Origin of the sequence: uncultured Desulfosarcina sp., assembly GCF_963664155.2 — a bacterium.
GTDB lineage: Bacteria > Desulfobacterota > Desulfobacteria > Desulfobacterales > Desulfosarcinaceae > Desulfosarcina.
Genome location: NZ_CAXXXH010000001.1, coordinates 4,951,994 through 4,971,900, shown reverse-complemented (window position 1 = coordinate 4,971,900; position 19,907 = coordinate 4,951,994). Strand labels below are relative to the sequence as shown.

At 44.8% G+C, this 19,907-nt stretch carries 22 protein-coding genes; 5 read left to right on the top strand and 17 right to left on the bottom strand.

Translation table 11 applies throughout. The features are described 5' to 3' along the window. Window positions 1–23 precede the first annotated feature (23 nt). Both ACHZBS_RS22680 and ACHZBS_RS22675 read left to right on the top strand, forming a co-directional pair. Entirely contained in the window at window positions 24–692 is a 669-nt protein-coding gene (locus ACHZBS_RS22680) for a hypothetical protein (protein WP_319408771.1), read from the top strand. Between the two features lie 143 nt (window positions 693–835). Continuing rightward, window positions 836–1,342, top strand: coding sequence for a hypothetical protein (locus tag ACHZBS_RS22675; protein ID WP_319408770.1), 507 nt, complete (start codon window positions 836–838; stop codon window positions 1,340–1,342). A 536-nt stretch (window positions 1,343–1,878) separates the two neighbouring features. Here ACHZBS_RS22675 and ACHZBS_RS22670 read toward each other — a convergent pair. The 11 genes from ACHZBS_RS22670 to ACHZBS_RS22620 all read right to left on the bottom strand — a co-directional run bounded on the left by ACHZBS_RS22670 (window position 1,879) and on the right by ACHZBS_RS22620 (window position 12,666). After that, window positions 1,879–2,808 carry a DUF932 domain-containing protein gene (locus ACHZBS_RS22670; RefSeq protein ID WP_319408769.1) on the bottom strand — a complete coding sequence of 310 codons (930 nt, stop codon included), beginning with the start codon at window positions 2,806–2,808 and terminating at the stop codon, window positions 1,879–1,881. A gap of 281 nt (window positions 2,809–3,089) precedes the next feature. After that, on the bottom strand, window positions 3,090–3,638 hold the full coding sequence (locus ACHZBS_RS22665; RefSeq protein WP_319408768.1) for a hypothetical protein: 549 nt from the start codon (window positions 3,636–3,638) through the stop codon (window positions 3,090–3,092). Between the two features lie 229 nt (window positions 3,639–3,867). Further along, window positions 3,868–4,362 carry a hypothetical protein gene (locus tag ACHZBS_RS22660; RefSeq protein WP_319408767.1) on the bottom strand — a complete coding sequence of 165 codons (495 nt, stop codon included), beginning with the start codon at window positions 4,360–4,362 and terminating at the stop codon, window positions 3,868–3,870. A gap of 93 nt (window positions 4,363–4,455) precedes the next feature. Continuing rightward, entirely contained in the window at window positions 4,456–6,336 is a 1,881-nt protein-coding gene (locus ACHZBS_RS22655; protein ID WP_319408766.1) for an ATP-dependent helicase, read from the bottom strand. After that, complete coding sequence (locus ACHZBS_RS22650) at window positions 6,333–6,623, bottom strand: hypothetical protein (protein ID WP_319408765.1); 291 nt, start codon at window positions 6,621–6,623, stop codon at window positions 6,333–6,335. The genes ACHZBS_RS22655 and ACHZBS_RS22650 overlap by 4 nt, the downstream gene beginning before the upstream one ends. Beyond that, complete coding sequence (locus ACHZBS_RS22645; RefSeq protein WP_319408764.1) at window positions 6,601–7,434, bottom strand: PD-(D/E)XK nuclease family protein; 834 nt, start codon at window positions 7,432–7,434, stop codon at window positions 6,601–6,603. Before ACHZBS_RS22645 ends, ACHZBS_RS22650 begins: the two co-directional genes overlap by 23 nt. Window positions 7,435–7,579: 145 nt before the next feature. Further along, on the bottom strand, window positions 7,580–8,560 hold the full coding sequence (locus tag ACHZBS_RS22640; protein ID WP_319408763.1) for an SWIM zinc finger family protein: 981 nt from the start codon (window positions 8,558–8,560) through the stop codon (window positions 7,580–7,582). Further along, the gene (locus ACHZBS_RS22635) at window positions 8,529–8,657 is read right to left on the bottom strand and encodes a hypothetical protein (RefSeq protein ID WP_319408762.1); all 129 of its coding nucleotides are present in this window, start codon (window positions 8,655–8,657) and stop codon (window positions 8,529–8,531) included. The genes ACHZBS_RS22640 and ACHZBS_RS22635 overlap by 32 nt, the downstream gene beginning before the upstream one ends. Window positions 8,658–8,673: 16 nt before the next feature. Continuing rightward, window positions 8,674–9,015: a single-stranded DNA-binding protein gene (locus tag ACHZBS_RS22630; RefSeq protein ID WP_319408761.1), complete on the bottom strand. Its 342-nt coding sequence runs from the start codon at window positions 9,013–9,015 to the stop codon at window positions 8,674–8,676. A gap of 30 nt (window positions 9,016–9,045) precedes the next feature. Next, window positions 9,046–9,201 carry a hypothetical protein gene (locus ACHZBS_RS22625; protein WP_319408760.1) on the bottom strand — a complete coding sequence of 52 codons (156 nt, stop codon included), beginning with the start codon at window positions 9,199–9,201 and terminating at the stop codon, window positions 9,046–9,048. A gap of 168 nt (window positions 9,202–9,369) precedes the next feature. Continuing rightward, entirely contained in the window at window positions 9,370–12,666 is a 3,297-nt protein-coding gene (locus ACHZBS_RS22620; RefSeq protein WP_319408759.1) for a DEAD/DEAH box helicase family protein, read from the bottom strand. A gap of 473 nt (window positions 12,667–13,139) precedes the next feature. On the opposite strand from ACHZBS_RS22620, the gene ACHZBS_RS22615 reads away from it, so the two are divergent. Further along, a complete protein-coding gene (locus ACHZBS_RS22615) occupies window positions 13,140–13,319 on the top strand; it encodes a hypothetical protein (protein WP_319408758.1) in 180 nt (59 codons plus the stop codon). A 6-nt stretch (window positions 13,320–13,325) separates the two neighbouring features. Here the strand turns inward: ACHZBS_RS22615 and ACHZBS_RS22610 are convergent, their stop codons facing one another. Genes ACHZBS_RS22610 through ACHZBS_RS22590 form a run of 5 tightly spaced genes read right to left on the bottom strand, consistent with a single transcriptional unit; the run spans window position 13,326 to window position 17,960 of the window. Further along, the gene (locus ACHZBS_RS22610) at window positions 13,326–15,590 is read right to left on the bottom strand and encodes a Mov34/MPN/PAD-1 family protein (protein WP_319408757.1); all 2,265 of its coding nucleotides are present in this window, start codon (window positions 15,588–15,590) and stop codon (window positions 13,326–13,328) included. After that, the gene (locus ACHZBS_RS22605; protein ID WP_319408756.1) at window positions 15,581–16,750 is read right to left on the bottom strand and encodes a hypothetical protein; all 1,170 of its coding nucleotides are present in this window, start codon (window positions 16,748–16,750) and stop codon (window positions 15,581–15,583) included. The genes ACHZBS_RS22610 and ACHZBS_RS22605 overlap by 10 nt, the downstream gene beginning before the upstream one ends. Before the next feature lie 18 nt (window positions 16,751–16,768). Next, on the bottom strand, window positions 16,769–17,392 hold the full coding sequence (locus tag ACHZBS_RS22600) for a hypothetical protein (protein ID WP_319408755.1): 624 nt from the start codon (window positions 17,390–17,392) through the stop codon (window positions 16,769–16,771). A 20-nt stretch (window positions 17,393–17,412) separates the two neighbouring features. Beyond that, window positions 17,413–17,784, bottom strand: a complete 372-nt coding sequence (locus ACHZBS_RS22595; RefSeq protein ID WP_319408754.1) for a metal-dependent hydrolase — start codon at window positions 17,782–17,784, stop codon at window positions 17,413–17,415. Between the two features lie 2 nt (window positions 17,785–17,786). Then, a complete protein-coding gene (locus ACHZBS_RS22590) occupies window positions 17,787–17,960 on the bottom strand; it encodes a hypothetical protein (RefSeq protein ID WP_319408753.1) in 174 nt (57 codons plus the stop codon). A gap of 124 nt (window positions 17,961–18,084) precedes the next feature. On the opposite strand from ACHZBS_RS22590, the gene ACHZBS_RS22585 reads away from it, so the two are divergent. Both ACHZBS_RS22585 and ACHZBS_RS22580 read left to right on the top strand, forming a co-directional pair. Next, the gene (locus ACHZBS_RS22585; RefSeq protein ID WP_319408752.1) at window positions 18,085–18,444 is read left to right on the top strand and encodes a helix-turn-helix transcriptional regulator; all 360 of its coding nucleotides are present in this window, start codon (window positions 18,085–18,087) and stop codon (window positions 18,442–18,444) included. Then, window positions 18,445–19,263 (top strand): ImmA/IrrE family metallo-endopeptidase, encoded by an 819-nt coding sequence (locus tag ACHZBS_RS22580; RefSeq protein WP_319408751.1) that lies wholly within the window; start codon window positions 18,445–18,447, stop codon window positions 19,261–19,263. 116 nt (window positions 19,264–19,379) lie between these two features. On the opposite strand, the gene ACHZBS_RS22575 is transcribed toward ACHZBS_RS22580, so the two are convergent. Beyond that, window positions 19,380–19,802, bottom strand: a complete 423-nt coding sequence (locus tag ACHZBS_RS22575) for a GreA/GreB family elongation factor (RefSeq protein WP_319408750.1) — start codon at window positions 19,800–19,802, stop codon at window positions 19,380–19,382. Between the last annotated feature and the right edge of the window lie 105 nt (window positions 19,803–19,907).

Here is a 19,907-nt window from a genome sequence, read left to right as displayed (position 1 = left end):
CCTATAATACTGGAGGTCTGATATTGACAACAATCACATTTAGAACCGGTAAATGTTTCATTTGTGGCCACAAAGGTTTGTTCCCCCATATGGCGTCAACTAATCAATTTGGTTCTCCGGATTTGGACATGCGGCCACCAGAGATGTTAAGATCCACAATGGATATGTGGGTTCAATGCTGTGACGAATGCGGTTACTGTGCACCTGTCATCAGCAAAGGTTCACCAAACGTTAATAGTGTGATAAATTCAGCTGAGTACATTAAACAGAAATCAGATTACGTTATCCCCAAATTAGCAAATCAGTTTTTACGATGGTTCATCATTGAAAGATCTACCGGTCATCCTGCTGAAGCTGGATGGGCAGCACTAAATGCAGCTTGGGTCTGTGATGACCATGATAAAGTCACAGAGGCCAGACACTGCCGAGAGAAAGCCATTGATTTGTTTCATGGTGCCAGAAAAGTGGGGATCTCATTTGCTGATGATGAGGCCAGCGAATCTGCCATCTTAATAGACTTGCTAAGAATATGCGGTCAATTTCAAGGTGCTAATGCTATGTGCGAAAAAGCATTAAAACGTGAGTCGGTCCCAATTCTCAAAGATCTCGTGCTATTTCAGATTGATCTTATCGAGAAAAAGGATATAAACAACCATTGTTTCGATGAAATTGTTGAGCAGCCCCATTGGTGAGGAGGATTCTTGGTAGGGGTAGACGTTTATTCCAAGAGACTACGAACCCGGTTGGCCGGTATTTGGATTTGTCTCAATGGTCAAGCATTGATCCGGTTCAGTCCGAATATTTGAAATACAACCTATTTAAAAGGAGACAAACAATGAAGAAGAACCCGTTAGGTAAATTCTTAAAATATGTACTTTTGTTTGTCGTAATAGTTTTTCTGGCAACCATACCTAAGGTCGTTGTGAAACAAATGAGAGCAGCAGGATACTCGAATCCTTTAGCGTGGGTGATGTCCATGATACCGGAAAACTCAAAGAAGATCGAATCTGAGGTTGATAGGTTTGTCGATGACTACTCGAAAAAATTACCACTGGTAATCGATGCCATGACCGTTATGACGAATATCACACGGTCCGCGAAAATATTAACGATGACGTACGACATTGCTCAGAGTAGTAGAAGGACAGGGGTTGCACGAGCGGATAGACCACAGGAGTTCAGTTGGTCGTACAAGGCAGAAATTAAAGGTAAAGTACTTGATTCCATTAAAGAGAACCCAGGAATGAGATCTATCCTGAAGGACGGATACACGTTACAATATATTTACATGACGGAAGACACGAAACTATTCTCGTTTCAAATTACTGAAGATTATCTCTAACCAGAAAGAGTAGTGACATGAAGAAATAGTTGAGAAAGGCCATAAACACGATCGAAAAGGAAACCACCCCAAAAGCCCCACATGAGTTTCTCAATGCCTGTTTTTGCAACCCAAACCAGAAATAAATCTACTACCAGCGCAACTCAAAGAATAAGCGCGTTCTGCATGTTTTTCCCTCCCTTTAATATAATAGACCAACCAGTAACCCGACAAGTGCGCTTATGGAATTTAATCGTGGAACACTATTTATGGATGGATCTTAGTAATAAGCGGATGAAAAAAACACTGTGCCAATACCACAAGGGGATTCAAACACGCAAGGGATATGGAATCCCTAAAGACCACTGAGTGATTTAAATTCTTGTAAACCTTTGATACTCTGAGGTTAACAGCGACCATTTAGGCCGAAAGCTCGTATTAAGTCAATCCAATGAGCATTGTCCAATATTTAATATCTTATATACATGGTCCCCTCCCAATCCACCGACCAGGAGGGTTCCCCATCTATCCCAGAAAACGAACTCCGGGTTCGTTTCTCAATTCAACATCCCCAAAATATTCCCGCCTACACGAGACAACCTGAAACTTGACTCCGCAGACAGTTCATCCCACTGTGCCGCCCTGGTGTATGTATTGACCACAGCAAACATCGTATCCCCCATCTCCATTGGCCAGGCCCACTCCACCGCTTCCTTTTCCTGGGCATTCAACCCAAACTGACGATTGAAACTGGCCAGAGTCGATTCAGGGTTATCCACCGGGGATTCCATTGACAGCTTGAACTGTGATCGCTGGGTGCCAAGCTCGTACGATACTTTATCCAAAACCTGCGGGAACTCGGAAAGGATCTTGGTGCTGACATGCCGGTATGACGCGGACACATCCGACTTAGACACCAGTCCATTTGTGCAGACCAGGCGCAACACGAATGCCGAGATGGACAACGATGCCAGACCCACTTCAGAATTCGATATGGATATGCCAGGTTTGAAACGATCACCGTTAATATCGAATGCCTTGGCACCGTCTGGGATGCTCAACGACATGAACTCCGGATCAAGATGGCACTGGACTTCGGTATCCAGTCCATAACCAAGCGAATCCAACCGCTCGCAAACTTCAAAATTATCTACGGGTGTATATTTTGTCGTAAACAGCGCCCGCACATCCTGCCCATCGAAACGGAAAAGCAACTTTTCATTCTTTTCCTGGGTGATCCAATGATTCAGATTCAACGCCTGCACATCGGGCGGACACCGTCTCAAATAAGGATACGGAATACCAAGGCGGTTTGAAATCGATCGCTGTGCCACCGTTCTCACCGGATGTGGTTCACCGGCAATGCGCAGCACATCCAGGTTATCGAATGATATATCGGGGACGTCGATATTCTGGTCATAACAACCAGCGGACATAGCATCGACGCGGTCAAAGACTTTCCCAAGGGTGGTCAATTTTTGTTTCATATTTTTCTCCATTTAGTTTGATTCCGGGAGATACGCCTTTCACCACCAGGCGCATTATATTTCCCCTGACGACTCTACAGGGTGCGTATCCATGCAAGCGGACGGGCGGCTCCCGGAATTGATCTGGTTTGTTGAAAATTGATTCAGTTATCGACTAACGCGGATCGGAAGAATTATCTGTATGTTGGGACTGGGGAGGATGGATTCTCATTGATTGAACAACGGGCGGGTTGGGTGCTGATGGTTCGGATGTATCTGTCAAAAGTCGGTTTCTTTCCCGGTCATCCTGCAGCAGCTTTCTCAGTTGCCGGGTGGTCATTTTTCGAAACGGATGCGACATAGGCATTGCCCTCCTCATCGTAAAGAATCGGTTCACCGGTGTTGAATAGACAGACTGCCACAGGAAGGTGGATGGTTGGATAAAGCGATTCAATCTCCTCTTTGATGATTTGAGAAGTGGTACCGAGTGAGCTTTTGTCGCTGCGTTTGGAGTTAACCAGCAGGATACCGGCTTCCACGCGCTGTTTGTCATACCCGATCTGCAGGCGTACCAACCCTTCAAGGATGTATTCATAGGCGCAAATATTTCCATCGATGGCGATTCCACGCTTAACGCCTTTATACATGTAGCGTCGGTTTTCAATGATTCGCATGGTGTCGGTATCAAGCGCCCAGTCCATTTCCTTCAAGGCCATGCGGAGCAGTTCCCTGGTATAGAGCGCTCCGGTCAAGACATCGTCGATGTACTGCATGGTTGCTTGGACATCCTCCAGCATGTTTTTGTTGGAAAGAATTTTCTCCGATTTCCTGAAGTGCAGGATCTCGAACATGGCGTGCCCTCCTATATATAAGGTCAATATGCGCGATTCATGATGGGATATAGATTAATGAAGAACTGTCTCTGTGGCAGTTGTGGGACGGTTTAAGCAGCGGATTTCAAGATGCCGGAATGGATCGCTTCTACACCGGCATCATGACCGCCTGTGACGATCAACGGGTTAATCAGGCAATGGGATATGCAGCTGAATAGATCCGGTGCTGTAGACGATGTGAGGGGTTTCAGGAGGGAAAGTTATTGCAGTTGCCGATCACGGAATCGCCGAAATCGTAAAGGCAGATGCACACCGGCAATCTTATGGTGGGTTCCATGGCACCCATGTCCTTGTTCAATATGACGGACGTATCCTTTTCCTTGCCCGCTGGAATGCCCCTGGTGGTCAACAGCAGGATGCCGACATCGATCTGGCCTTTGTCATAACCGAGTTGAAGACAGGTCAGGCCTTCGGCGATATACGAATAATCGGTAAAGCTCGCCTCGATGGCCACCCCGTTTTTATATCCCAGGTAGCGGCAACGGCGGCCGGCGATAATGTTCCAGACATCCCCCTGATGCCAGCCCATCTCATCCAGGACGGTTCGAAGCAGGGTATTGCGCAGATATACGCCTTTGATGGCGTTGAAGACATGCTCCATGGTCAGGGTGATATAGCAGAGCATGGATTTTTCCTTTAAAATCCTGTCCGAATCACGGAAATGGAAAAGTTGAAAAGTCATAATGGCAGACCTCCTTGAAGTGGTTTTGTTGTTGACTGTTTGTTCCTGATTTTGATTGGTCAGAGAACTAATGGAGAAGGAATTGTGCGACAGTTAAGCGGCGGATTTCTGGATGGCTGGTTGGCGGTTGCCGAGGATTTCGTCCAGGAATATGGATTTCTTGGCGGGCTGGCCAATGTAATTGAGTGGATAGGACAGGAACAGAAGATGCATGGCCCGGGATATGGCCACGAAGCAGATCCGGCGCTCCTCTTCCATGTTGCCCTTCTTGCTGGGCATCAGGCCTTCGACCAGACCGATGACGAATACAATGGGGAACTCCAGACCTTTGGCTTTATGCACGGTCATCAGGCTCACGCCCTCTTTGTCATCACCGACGGTCTCATCCTTAAAGCTGTCGGTGTATTCGAGGAAAGCACTAATGGTTGAATACCGGGCGGCCGCCAACTGCAATTGATTGATATTTGATATTTTGACGTCATCGGGACTGGGAATGTCCTCATCGACGATAAAGCGGTCATAATCAAAAGTGGTGCGGATCGATTGGATGACCTGCACCGGCTCCAGGTATTCGGCGCTTTCAATCAACGGGTCCATGAACGCCAGTAGTTCTTTTATGAGTTTCCTGACGTAAGGCACCATGATGATCATGGATTGCAGACCACGATAAAGACGGAAGCCACGGTGCCTGCTATACTCCTTCAGCTGGTCTTTTATGGCATTGCTGACGTATCGGACTGGCACATTCAGGATATTCAAAAGCGCTTCATCGCCCTCATCGGTATCGGGATAACGGATCACACGTAGATAATCGAGCAAACATCGCACCTCCCAGCGGTCATAGAATGTCTGGCCATTTTGAATGTGATACGGGATTTTGTTTTGCAGAAAGGCTTCCTCTATGTACCGACTCTGGAAGTTAGCCCTGTACAGAACCGCAATGTCGCTGTATTCGAATCCCTTTCTTTCGATCAGGTCGACAATCTCATTGACCAGACCCAGCGCTTCGGTTTCCTCATTGGACGCTTCCAACACGATTACATTTTCACCGTCAGGATTGTCGGTCTTCAGGTCTTTGTGGATCTGTTTGACGTTGTGCCGGATCAGGTTCTGGCAGGCATGCAGGATCTGGGGCGTGCTGCGGTAATTTAAATCGAGGATGAACTGGCGGGAACCGGGAAACATGGATTGAAAGTTGATAATGTTGCCCACGGATGCGCCGGTGAAACTGTAAATGGCTTGATGATCGTCACCGGCTACCCAGAAACTCGACGGGTCTGGATTACCATCTTCACGGATAAGCAGGCGCAACAATTCGAACTGGACCGGATTGGTGTCCTGGAATTCGTCCACGAGTATGGACTGGAAACTGCCCTGGTATTTTTCCCGCACATTCTGGTTTTCACGCAGCAGGTAATATGTCTCCAGTAGCAGATCATCGAAGTCGAGCAGCATTTTATTGTCTTTGGCTTCATCATAGGCCTGATAGATGTCGGCAATCTGGGTCATGGTTTTATCGCCTTCGAACAGCGCCTTGAACTCTTCGGGATCGATGATGTTGTTCTTGGCCAGGGATATCTCACGCAGTACGGTGCCCACAGTCAGATCCTTTATCCGTAAACGTTTCATAACGTTTTTAATGAATACTAACTGCTCCTTACCGGACAGGATTTCAAATACACGGCCCTCAACCTTGAGAAGATGCAGGCAGAAGGAATGGATAGTGGACAACCGGACCCGTGAGGATAGATCGCCCAATACCGGAACCAGACGGGATCTCATTTCGTCCGCTGCATTTCTGGTAAACGTCAACCCGAGGATATGCTCCGGCGGGATGCCATATTCAGTTACGAGGATGCCGATCCGCTCCATCATCGTGCGCGTCTTTCCCGATCCCGGCACAGCTATTACCGCAGCAATGCCAGCTTTAAACTCGGCTGCTTCACGTTGTTTCGGATTCAATTCTTCGCTCATGCTGCCTCCATGTCTTTTTCGTAGTTGCGGATGGTATTGATGGCCATTTTCAATCGAAACCGTTTTGCCACCAGTTCATTGATCATCGAATTGGTCTTGTCCTCCTGAATGAGCTTGGACAATGTCTTCCCATAATCCTTGTGCAGCTCTTGGAGAAATGAAATCACAGCTTCAGGTGGATGTCTTCGCAGCAACAGCTCCACGTTTACGATTTGATATACCCGGTTCCCGTCCGTTTCCATGAATGTCAGGAACGATTGCACATCATTGATTGCTCGCTTGGTCATACTCTTCTCCTTCTGCCTCCAGATAGTCGTCACACGCCTTTTTATAGGCGCATCCCTTGCACCGCCATGACAAATCGTTGGCCACGAACACACCCTTGGTGATGCCGTCCCAGACCTGAACAGCCTTTTTTATCAGGCGTCTTTCGTCCAGTTCGCTGCGGACCGTCCAGTATTGTTCAAACTTCGGGGTCTTGGTCTTGATTAAGGTGTCGAAACGAAGCAGGATTTCCCTGTCAGCATATCCATTTCGCTTGGCGGCAATCTGATACATGGTCAGCTGCTGGTTCTGATCGACTTCATCTTTGCTGTAGGCCCGACCGGATGTCTTGAAATCGGTAATGATAATGGTGCCGGCACTGTCCTCTTCCACCAAATCCATAGCGCCGATGATGGGAATGGAGACACCAGGCAGGGTGAACGTGAAGGCCTCCTCGATGGCCAAGATGGTGAATTGATCATCGGGAAGTTTGTTATACCAGGCGGTCAACAGATCTTTTCCGTACATCAACAAAGATTTGAAATCATTGCCCTCAGCATAACGGATATCGTCCCGGTCGGCTGCGATGCCGGTCCAGGTGGTTTCGAATAGCTGGTGGACATCCTTTAACAGCATCTTCTCACCGATCATTCGAGCGCTGTAAAACTCTTCAAGCACACGATGGATGCAGGTGCCGAATTCCAGGGCATCCGATTTGAATTCCATAGGCAATTTGTCGATTCTCCCGAATTTATAGGCAAGACTGCAATCGACGTATCCTAAGATCGCCGATGCACTCAGATGGTCATTCTGCCTAAGCTCACTTAAAACCATATAGATTCCTCCTCATAGGCATCCTAAAAGCGCTGTAAACAGCGGATAGTTGAAAATAAGAAGGCGATAGGCATCCCGTTCAGTCGAGTTAGGATCCGCCTATCGCCTTCAGATTGGTTTAAGTTAACGTCTGGGATTTTATAGGTTAGGCTGCCTGCTGAAGTTGCCGGATGAACGCCGAGGCATCGCTTGATGTTAGGGTCTCAAGGTCACAAGCATAGGCATCGGCGACCATCTGCTCCAATTGTTCGACAGATATGCCGCGACGTCTGGACAGGTTGTAAATGGCCCGCTTTTGCGCTTCGCTCATCCGAGGACCGGCATTATCCTTTCCAGCAGTCTGGCCAGCAGGTTTTTCCTGGGTTTGGTTTTCCACGGCAGGTGCCACTGGCGCCGGTTTCGCTTTCGGCTTAGCAGCGGCAGGACTGGTTTTCTTCGGTGTTTTCGCAGCGGGTTTCTTGGCGGCTTTAGGTTGCGTAGGATATTCATTCTTTCCTCCTTCGGGTATGGCGTCATTGAAATCGGCGAGCTCTTCCAGGGCGGTCATCCCCACGTTAGTATAGGATCGAAGAGCACGGGCAATGGATCGGGTACTGGCCATCCTTAAAAGATGCCTTGAAACCTTGGAGCTGCAATTGTTGGGGTTAGCGTCACCGATGTCCGTGAAGGTTTCCCCAATCTTCGACATGACAGTTGCCCGGCAGACAGCAAAGTTGCCATTGTCATTGGTCGGCATCTGGACGATATCGACCTCAATGCTTGAGAGCCCATGTTGATGGGCCAAATCCAAAAGTCCAGGATACTTGACGAACTCTTTGCCCTCAATCTTGGTAATCCAGCGTTCATCCAGCCGAGGCACATGCTTTTCCAGAAATACGGCACCCTCGACTTCACGCTTGGGCACCGCATTGAATACCGCCAGGATGTGTTTGCACTTAAAGTCCGGGTCACGCTTGATGTTCTTGGCGAAGTCACCGCATGTGCAACTATCGCCAGCATCATTGATGGTCACGCTGTACAGGATTTTGCCTTCTCCGGATTCCACGAAGAATTGTCCGCTGTCAGTCTGAAGCACCCTCAGATGGTCAGATTTTTCATTTCGTTTTTGAAGTTCCGTTGCGGTCATGGTTGTCAGGCCTCCTCTTCTCTTTCAGTAAAATGTTGATCCAGTCCACGATTTCGATGGCGATCCTTACCAGCAGGTCGATTGTGCGTTGGGTCATTGCACTCCTTCATTGATTAAAAAGGCGGTTTATCGTTTCTGTCTTCAAAACCACGGCCATCGGTCTTGATAAATTCAATACTGCTGACGATCATTTCGAAGCTGCTGCGGTTCTCTCCTTCATTGGTTTTCCATTTGGATTGCTGCAGATAGCCGACAACGGCGATTCGGGCGCCGGAATGGAGATACTTTTCAACGATCTCGGCGTTCTTGTTGAAGCATACGCATTTTAGCCAGCCAGTTTTTTCACGGCCTGATCTGAATGCCAGAGAAAATGATGTGACTGGATCGCCTTCAGATCCGAAGAAGATTTCTGGGTCGTTACCGAGATTGCCGGTCAAAATGAGTTGATTCAGCATATACGAAACTCCTTTCTGTTCGATTTGGATTCAGTAGCTACGTTTCCCGAAGTAGATGAATGAGCCTATCAGCAGGATCACGACGGCCCATATGATGGGTTGGGGTAGGACGGAAACGATGTAAGCGATACCGATGACTGCTAAAACGATGAGGGCGATGGTGATTGCCGGTTTGAATAAATCCAATAAGCGCCTCCTTGAAATAAAGATGGTTGACAGGATCCCCTGTTATTCATCAATTTATATATATAGTTACGGACGGTTAAATGGATTTTAGGGCGGAAAAGAGAGAATGCTGGCGGCAGGAAAACGGACATTACGACTATTTTCAGATATCTTTATAATAGAAGTTTTTTAGTCTGAAACGATAACTCTAAACTTGGCTTGCGTGGTTTTAACAAGGAATAATTCAGTCGTGCCAAGCAACTTCAAAATATCATCGCTGATGGATGCTGCTGAACCACCGGGTTGAACGATTAACACCTCAAATTCAAGTTTTGACTTACGAGCCTTTTCCTTGAAGAAGGATAGCAATTTCATATCACCCTTTAAGAAACGAGATACTCCCTCTCGCATCCAAGTCTCGTGTCTTCGCTTTAAGTCATAATATAGCGTCTGCATACCACCATGCTTTACGGTGATGCATTTCTGAGCCTGTCCACAAACGGTGTAGAAATTCCCAATGTCGTTTGAAATTCTTGCTCCACTTGCTCCTTTACAATGCACTAAACACAACCGGATCGTTTCATCATCCATATCTTTAATTGCTACTAAATCAGCAGCTTCCCCGCACCCATCATCATTAAAAACAAGATCGTATTCATCCTGGATTTGTTCAAATGCTCTGTATTGAATCGTGTCGGCATCACCTGTCTTGTGCATAGATTCTTGATTGAGCGGAATACCATCCCAGTCCCAAATCTCCAACTGATCTTTTGGAAACATGCCCGCATCCAAGCGCACTGGTATATGGTAGCAATTATAAGAATGTGTGCCGTCAGAATATCTGATAATAAAAGGGTCGCTAACAAGGTGTTCTTCCAAAGTAATTGGAACTGAATTGGATTTTTTGAAAAATACATCCGGTCCCAAGATTTTCGTATACCTATACCCTCCTGAAAAATCGCTTGAAATCTCAAATTTATATTCCGATGAGTATTCGTCACTAAAGATTTTTATTGTAAAAGAATTATCGTCAGCAACATCTGAAATTTCCAAATCGACCAGAAATAAAGGAACTTCAACTTCTCCAAACTTGATAAATTGCTTATCGTTAAATCCTATTTGCGCTTGCTCTCCCCATTGGACTGCAATGGGCCACGAGTTATGAGGTCTGGTAAGTTTTTCCGGGCGCAGGAAGTCACGTGTTATATTTGCATTTATTTCATCTTCATTGGCAACTTTTAGCCACGTCCTAGAACACCAGTTGAGCCATTCTGATATTGTGCCACTCGTTTGCTGCCAGACCTTACCTTTTCTTTGCGTCCCGCCCCATAAAACGCGTTCCCCTTCCTCATATCCCAAACATGCAATATTATTCAGAGCTGACTCTGCTTTTTCAATACTGGCCAATCCATCGGTAACATTTGGGCCAAAGTAAGAGGTGAAGCTAATAGCACCTATTCTGGACGACCCTAGATTTTTGACCAAAGGCAATTCAACATTATTTAATATGTTGAAAATGGCTGGCCCACTTACTAGTTCAGCTTTTTCACCTGATATCTCTTGTACCATTTTTCCAGTTCGCAGCCCTTTATAGTCACTCGAATATATAAAAAGAGCGCCTTCTTCTTTTTTCCAATGAACCAGTATCAAATCATAAAATGTATTGAATAAGTTTTGATAATTTCCCCAACCAACCGTTTCAGAACGATAAACAACAGCTACCAAAACACTGTCTTCTTCGCTTATTGAGTACCAGCTTTCCGCATCTTTTGGCAGGACATTTTTATAGTTTTCGGGCGACCAATCTTCACATGTTGTTTTATAAATTTGAGTTGAAAGAGAGGGGCGCAAATTCCATAGCGATAGCTGCGAATGTAGGTCTCCGTTTTCTTTTAAGCCTAAAACAACATCTTGTAGTCTCAGCTCATCTTCAATGCGCTCTTCGCTTAGTCTTTTAATTATAACATCCCAATCAGCACCTTCAGCATATAAGTTTGATAGTTTTCGTTCTGTTTCTGGATCTGCAATATTCGCAATGACGCTAGCTTCACCAATCTCGCCTACGGCACCTTTACGTGTAAAACGGCCAATAAACTGTAAAGTTACAGCCAGAGATTTATGCGTATCATGCAGGGCTGCTACTTTCAGATTGGGAAGATCAAAACCTTCGCCCAGCATATCAACGCAGACAATAATGCGAGCACCGTCCTCTCCACGATCTAATAATAAGTTTAGCGCATCCCGGTTTTCTTGAGTTCGTCCCGAACCTGAATAAACAACCTGTGGCTTTAGGTCCGGTGCAAGCTCTCTGTAGATAGCAACAACTTTTTCAGCGCGTTCTGTAGTTTTGGTCCGGGCCATTAGAAGGTGGTCTAATCCTAACTCATCTCTATCTCTACGTAAGGATGAGATGGCTTCAATCGCTATTTTGCGATCTCGTTCGTCCTCATCTCCAAACTCTTCAACCGTTTTAAGATTTATGGGGCGATAATATCCAGATGCCTGAGCATCACCGAGTTTAAAATTGAAGATAATCTTACCATCAACCCGTTTGTTATCTCGCCTAAACGGTGTCGCAGTAAATTGTGTAATACGTTTATCTTTAAATTGGTCCCGGATGGCAGCCCATTTGGGTGCAGTAACATGATGCGCCTCATCAACTATCAAATCAGAACAATTTTCCAGCAGATACGCTACAGCTTCATCGTTAGATACTTGTAAAGTATTCGGCAGTGTTACAATAACATTGGTACGTTTTAAAAGCTCCTGAGCATCTTCCACAGTTTGGAGCCCTGTCGAAAGTCGTGCCACAAATGGGCGTGCAATTTCTACGGGGACAACGCCTGCATCAGGCAATATACCTAAAGACATAAATTTTCTTACAATTTGAACTCTAAGGGCATCTGTTGGAACGATTACTAAAGTTTTTGGCAATTGATGATAAACCTGCATAGCCAACATTGTTTCTGTTTTTCCGGTTCCTGTAGGCAATACGACTGTTGCAGGGTCAAACTTCTCTCCAACTGAAAAGTGTGCGGATATAGCGTGCAAAGCACCTATCTGCGGGGTACGTAGACCGGGAATACCACGCTCTTCATCCTCTAGTGTAAACAAAAATTTATTATGCCAAGAATCAAGGACGTTTTCCGGAGTTACCGCATGGTTTTCAAGATCACCGAGGCTATCCCATGAAAAGTCTGTTGTGTCTGATATGTCATCAAGTTTTTCGATGCTAGGAGCATTTAATACACCCAAAGTAGTTTCTATCTGTCTTGCCCTTTTTTTACGAAGTAGAATTTCATTGAAGGGACCTGCCAATTTGGTACGGACAAGGTAATGCCCGGCCAGTTGTGAATCGAAAATCTCCACAGCCTGTTTTGTTGCTAAAAATGGCTGCTGCGCAACCATATTGTTACCAACTTTAAATCGCCTCTCAGGTAAGGCAGGGATTATGATATCTCCCCGCCATTCAGGGAACATACTCATTTAATTGAACCCTTTCCTTGTGTTTGATACAACTTTTATATTTTCAAGCATCCGCTTTGGCCGAAAACATACATCAATTTTGTCCAAGTGTATTGGAGTTATAAGAAACACGCAATGGTAGAATGCCTATTTACCAGAATCGACGTTATCAATTGACCTCCCCCTCCTCGCTTTTTTAATTAGCTCATTCAGATTGGCGCGTTAAACGCATATAACCTACAGCCTGTCTTCACAAGCTGCTCAAACAAAAATAGCAGACCACCATCATTGTTACTCACTGGCGTTAAAAGGCCTTGCTTCTTGCCCTTTTATAAAACCGATCAATAGCGCGGGGCGGACAGACAAGCCTGGCAAGCGTGATATACGCTTCTCCATACCAATTACGACCAAAGGTGCAGGAATGCCCTCCTCGCGCTGACGCGGCCTCATGAAAGGTCGCGAATAGGCGCGGCCTCCAAGATCAGGAGGTAAAAATGTTATTGGTTACCCGATTTGAATTGGCAGCGAAGAATGAAAACGAGCTGCGTGCATTACTCAGATATGCATTTAATGAACTTGCCAGAAGTGAACCTGAAAGCCATCAGCGCAGAAACGCTCTGGCATCCATCGAAAACATTCAAAATGAACTGGTTTCAAGGGCACCTTGCCCTTGAGCCAATTTACTTGTTTAGCGATAGGATTTCCCCTTGTTTGTTGAGATAAAAGCCAACTGATGACTTAGCAACGATCATCATTAATGCTGGCATACCTTCTATTTGCAAAGAGCTGGTTAAAAAGTAAAGTTGACCAATATCATCCTGGCTAGGTAATGCACCGAAATTCGGCGGATGGGAATGCCACTCGCCAACGTATGTCACTATCCCCGCTGTACGTTCATGGCACTCATCAAGAATATCGGTTGAAGAATAAGCGCCCCGGCCAAAACTTGAAGGCGTAGATTCACTGTTTTCAGGAGCAAAACAGGCTTTAACTAAAGTAATTGTTTTGTCTTTTTGGTCAATAATTCCAAATAATATCCCTCCCGTTTCATTGGGTAAGGCATCGGCGCGATATTTTTTTGCACTCTCAATAAATCCATCGTCCCAAATAATTTCCCATCCATTTATCTGTATGGATTTCGTTTGAAAAACCGGTATGTCATAGGGGATGGCCCCTCCAGTATCTTCCTGATAATCCCATATGCATATTTTTGGTTCTGGCTGAGAAATGTTTTTCCTGAGTTGACGGGCCAAAATCGCTGAATGCAGATGGACTAATTCATCTGACATGGAGAGCGTGATTTCTCTACATCCAGCACCAACCCATTGCCGTCCAAAATGGCCAGACAAATGCTTAGCCCCCCACTCCGAATTTAATATTGCCCTATAATATTGGGCTTCCAGAGAATTGCATCGGACGGTTCTATTTGCATCCTCAAGCAACATGACTGAAGCCATACCGGAAGGAGTAATAAAAATGCTTGCTGTCCTGGGATAGTGGTCCTTTCGGGAAATCGCTCTTGGAACGTGCAAAGTGGTCGTTGCATCAATTAAGAGATCAGAATCGTTTATCGCATCAACCAATTTTGCATCATCAGATAAAATGTCTGTGACAAAATGATGGGATGTACGTTCCTTGTTGGTTTGATGAATATTGCTAACAGTTGAATTGACGACTACGGATTTTGGATGACCAAGGCCATGGTGTGTGGATATGTGTCGAACAATATTATGGGCTTGGATTATATCGTCATCGACGTATGACCATTTTCCCCAGCATTCTCTTTCCCAGATTATTGCCAGCAAACCGCCCAACGCACCTACGCCAGCAATAATACCTTTAGGGCCATCATCATCGGGATTCAAGCCGGAATAACGTCTAATTTCTTTACTGGTTGGGTAGCATTTGACATTTACGGGGAATAATAGGAGTGACTTCCATTTGTCACTTCGATCCTGCCTAAGAGGGTCTCTATACCATTTTTTTTGTCCCGGTGCTCTACATAGCACAGAAAGTTTTTCTCCCAGTGATGCTACTTCAGAATCAACAATAAATCCCTGAGTATCAATTTTTTCGATATTCCCATTTATTGAACGCGGAATCCCTAATAATAAAAGGACGAACTCATCATTGCTTTTCTTCGATTCAATGCCATTTTCAGAGGCCAGGTCTTGAATAGCGGATTTTAAGGAACCGAGAATATCGCTTCCTCGTTTTTCAAGACTATCTTGAAGTTGGCCTAATGTATGGGGGTACTCTTCTATTGGGCTGTTTTCCACCGGATTTAACAGTAGGGAAACTGACACGTAAAGAGGCACAAAATTTTTGCTATTATTACAATATTTGCCGATTAGTGTTTTTGTCCTGATCCCCTCATAGCTAACAGGTTCAAATGACAGTTTTTTGTTAGCACTATCTTCGGATTCGAAATGTTTTTCAGGCAGTAGGATATTAAAAGGACTTGAGAAAAACAAGTGCTCGATAGGCTGGTCATCTCCATGAATTGTTCCATCAGCGGTCGCTCTCAACCACCAAAAAATACGCTTTATAAATAATTGCGGTGTCCATGACCTCTCGACAGATTCCCAGGGCTCAATATATAAGCAAAGGGAGCGAGGCTCCCCTTCAAGCACGTGATTTTGATGAAGTGTTATAGGAAAATCTTTACGTAACGCTCTTACATCCCAGCAAAATTTATCAGTAGCGCAAAAAGACAGAGCAAGACGCTCCACCCGGTGAATCCCTGCAGGATTGTCGGCTTCGAATGAGCCATCTCCAATTTCGACGATGATCAATTGGCGCTGGTGTCTATCGTCAGCTCTTAATTCGATTATTTCACACGAAGGATTATCCAGACAAGCTTGGTGTACTTCTTGAACAGCTTTATCAAACTGATCAAAGTCTGAATTGTCAGCGCCTCCCCAATCATAATAAGTTACTTCCATACGCCAGCTCTGGGTGGAGAATTTGAAGTAACATAAGCCGCAGCGGGTAAGGTTGCTGCGAGCTTAAATCCGCTTCCAGTTGTTTCGATTTCCAGTGGAGCAGGGTTGGTTTTTGTTGGCTCCTCACCAGTGCATTTGAATATGCCTGAATGACCGAGTATTGAACGATACTCACGTTTAGCCCGGATGCATGGAGGATCACTGTCATCATCAGTAATAGGCTTGCTGCTTGAAACAATAAATGCACCATATTTAGCCTGCTCAAGCGTTTTTCTCGCTTTTTGAGACACGAGAGCATCTTCACCTTTTTCTGACCAGCTATCATGTGACAAACTACGCCATGAGCAGTGGTGGGGAGCAAGTAATAAATCATACTCTGTGTCGGACGGCTGGAATTCGTCTGAGATTCTTTCCCAAATTTCAACGCCAGCATCTCCGCCTGCTAAAAACTTGCTTGTGTTTGAACCGAATTCTGTATTTTTAATCTTAAAATTGATAATAACGCTTGATTCATTTTTTGATAGTTTCTCTTCAGTTTCTTCATCTTGTTCACTGAATGGGCCAAGCAGCAGCGATGTCAGGTATTCAGACGCTTGCCCATTGATACCTGTAAATTCTTCGCCAGACTTTATCAAAATCGGTGTTAAATCGTCTGTCTTTCCATCCTCATCTTCACCCATGATCAGAATTTTATCCCCGTCCTTAACTGAAAACCCACTGTCTTTATAGACTTTTATCCTACGTTTCGCCTCTTTATTGAAAGCTTTTGCATCGCAACATAGCGCGTTGTTTTTTGATGCTCGCCTAAAAACCATTGGCGATGACCAAAGTTGGCGGATGACGATGCGTTTTTCATTTTCCGGTTTTTTGTCATCCGGGTAGTCTGATAGAGGCCCAAGCCAAAAATGTTTTTCCAGGCCCAGACAGTGGTCTTCATCAGGGTGGCTCAACAGCATGGCATCTACGTAAGGACGGCCATTTTTGTCCGTTTTAAGCCTGTCTCTGAGATCTTTTGCTACATCACGCGTATCATCGTCTGAATCATCTGCAGCGGACCGTATCTTGCAGTCAATTAGCAAACTTGTGGCATTAGAATCTGCAAGTCGGAGCAATGTCATGTCTCCATTGTCAACTGGAAAAAATGTTATCTTTGCGACCATAAATACCTCCAAATAGATTTACTCAGCCGCCGCAACGGCGTTTACAACAAAGCGGTTTCCTGAAATGCGGGCTGCAATTAATGACAAAATAATCAAAAGACCTTGAATAAAAAAAACCACTGGCTTTATTTGGCCGGTAATTGTTGCATCACCAATTAAAGCCCAGACTATCGTTGCTAAAAAAATCAGTGTCAGCCCTGAAAAGGTGTCTCTGTACAGTAAAAAAGTACGGTGCGCTTGCAAAACTTCTCTTGTGTCTTTTGCAGGCTTGTATATCTGCTGATACCAGCGACTATTACGCGTATCACCATCAATTTCATCTGCGAATACCTCGGGCCATCGGTTTTTAACTAAATCATATTCGATTCTGGAATCTTTTTTACATAGCTGATCCACTCGACACGCTGGCAATTCGTTTTTTAAACGAGTAAATACAAATTTGTGTTTAACGCTCTGTGGTAAAATATTTGTAATCATCAATAAAACCGCAGAAAGCATGACACTTCCACTTCCCACAACTGCCAGCTTAATCAAACTTGTCACTGATGCTGAACTAAATTGAAAAAACGCAGAAAACACTAGAGAAGCCGCCATAATAAGAAAGACGTTTCGGCTATTTTCTTTTTTTAAATCGATTTCCATTCCAATGCTCTGCCTTGTTGTTATATTTTTCCTAATAATGGTATTGATCGGCTTGTTGCAGCATCCAGTAGCAAGTGGCTCATATACGCGGCCCCGGCGCACAGCGTTAAAAATCTCACTATAGATTCAAGCGTATCTTGCGGTTGCCAGTCGTAAACCTTCTTCGTTCCATACCCAACTAAACCCAGTATCGCCAAACTATGAAAAAATTGCCGGTGGTGCGGGTTCTTCAGTGAAGGTTCCAATATATCAGGCAATTTGCCAATTACAGCACCCATCCCAATTGCCGGTAGTGGATTGTGATTGATGTTTCCGTTTTCATCTTTGTCCAATGCGGCGACTGCCAAACAGGACAGTCCCCCGGCAACCGCATGAGTCAAACCATTTGGCATCGCTATTTTTCCTTTCTTACGCCTTTGAAGGGCTTCTTGTCTGATGTTTTAACATCCATAAATTGCCCTGTTTCGGCATCTCGTTTCACGTAATGCCCTGAAGGGGTCTTGGTTTGTGATCGGCCTCGAACGGCCCCTTTTCTGTGTCCATCGCCTTTTGGTGGGTTGGTAGCCATAACAATTCTCCTTTACAATTCTTCAACCATGGTTAATATTGCACTTAACGACCGTTGATAAATTAATTCCTCTGGTAAGGTTTGTCAACTGATGTTAATATATTTTTTAACGGGAGTTGAAATTATGCCAAACAAAATCGACCAAGCAAAAATAATTAGTCAAAATATCAAAGATTTAAGAGAAAAACTGGGGTGGAATCAATCTAAGCTGGCAAGTGAGGCTGGTATCACGGCTGCGGCCCTCAGTATGATCGAAAAAAATGATGGCCGTGTTCCCACAATTGTTGTACTTAATAAAATCGCCTCCGCGCTAAAAGTTCAGCCATATGAGATCACGGGTGAAGAGCCTCAAAACATTTCTGAGTCCAGCGAACGCAATCGCGAGTTCTATCGGAAATGGGATGTACTTGAAAGCTTATCCCTGGAAGATCAAAAAATGCTGAGGGGAATGGCAGAAAGACTAAAAAAAATTACGGAAAAATAAATGCTTGAAGAGCAAAGAGGGGCAGAAGAAGCCGAAGAAACGCTCGAAGCTCTGGGGTTCGATGCTTTGCCAATTATTCCCGATCAGGTAGCGGCATCAATTAATTGTGATGGCTTCAGGCTCATTTTTGAAAAGAAAGAGTTCGACTCTGGAGGCATACTCGGCACAGCGAAAGGTAACAATAAGGGTGCCATCGTTTATGTGAATGCCAACATTTCCGATCTGGGACGGTTTAATTTCACAGCTGCCCATGAACTTGGTCATGTTTGCATGCACATAATGCCGCAAAAAAAGACTTCATTTGAATGCGGTTCAAAAGAAATTTACAGTCAATATGACGACCCTATTGAAAAAGAGGCAAACGGCTTTGCATCGGGGTTACTGATGCCTAAGAGGCTGATTTACAAACATTTTGACGGAGATATCAATTGGTTTAACATTTCACGTTTGTCCGAGCTGTGCAAATCTTCACTGGAGGCAACATATAGGCGATTGAGCAACTTAGAAAATTTACCAACCGCTTTTATAATCCACGAAAATGGTGTTTTTAGACGTTTTGTGGTTTCCTCCAGCTTTGACTTTTATATCGAAAGGTCCCCTCTCTCGTCTTATCAGCAAGATTTAGCGGTAGATGTGAAGGAGGAGCCATACCCTCCAGACTTTGAAACGGTTGATGCCTCAGATTGGATAATTCCAAAATCAAACGGTATCTGCCTTGAGTCGGTATACGCGAGCACGATATTGCTAAACGATGGTTTTTCATACACCATTGTCACTTACGATGATGATTGTATACTTGATGACTCTGAATTTTATTAAATTATATCGTGACGTGCATCGGTTTGATCGTAGCCGGCGGCATCCTCTTTTTATTGGTTAACCGACTCATCATACACTTTCAGATGAAATTTGGAACTGCTGATTTTATACAGATCTCAACTCTTTACGATATCAAAAATTTTCAGTTCTTTAGCTCCAGTTGGCAAATAAGCTGTTACCTGTTCATTAAGAAAGGCACCCAGTAAAGTTTGAGCAATTGGACTTGTGTGGCTGATAATACCCTCAGACACCGATCCCTTACCTCGAACAATTTGAACCATTTTCCTCTCATCAGGATCATCGATAAAGGCATAGGTGACTGTATCGTTAATTTGGACGTAAAATTCGCCTTGGTGGCCATTTCCATCTGGTGGCACAGTAACTGGCTCTAGTGATTCATGATGAGGTTCGTCACTTACTTCAAAAATTGGTTTTGGCTCGGCAATGATTTCTTGCTCAGGTGCCAGCGGCGTTCTAAAACTGTTTTCTTCCTGGCGGTTTGAAATAGTCCAGGTCCTTCCCCGTCCATTTTCTTCCATAATGTAAATTTTAAACGATCTTCTTCTCTTTTTCTTCTATCATTTTCTTGCCGCACCCGATTATTCAAATCGATCTCAATTCCTGTATCATTGGTACGCAGGAGG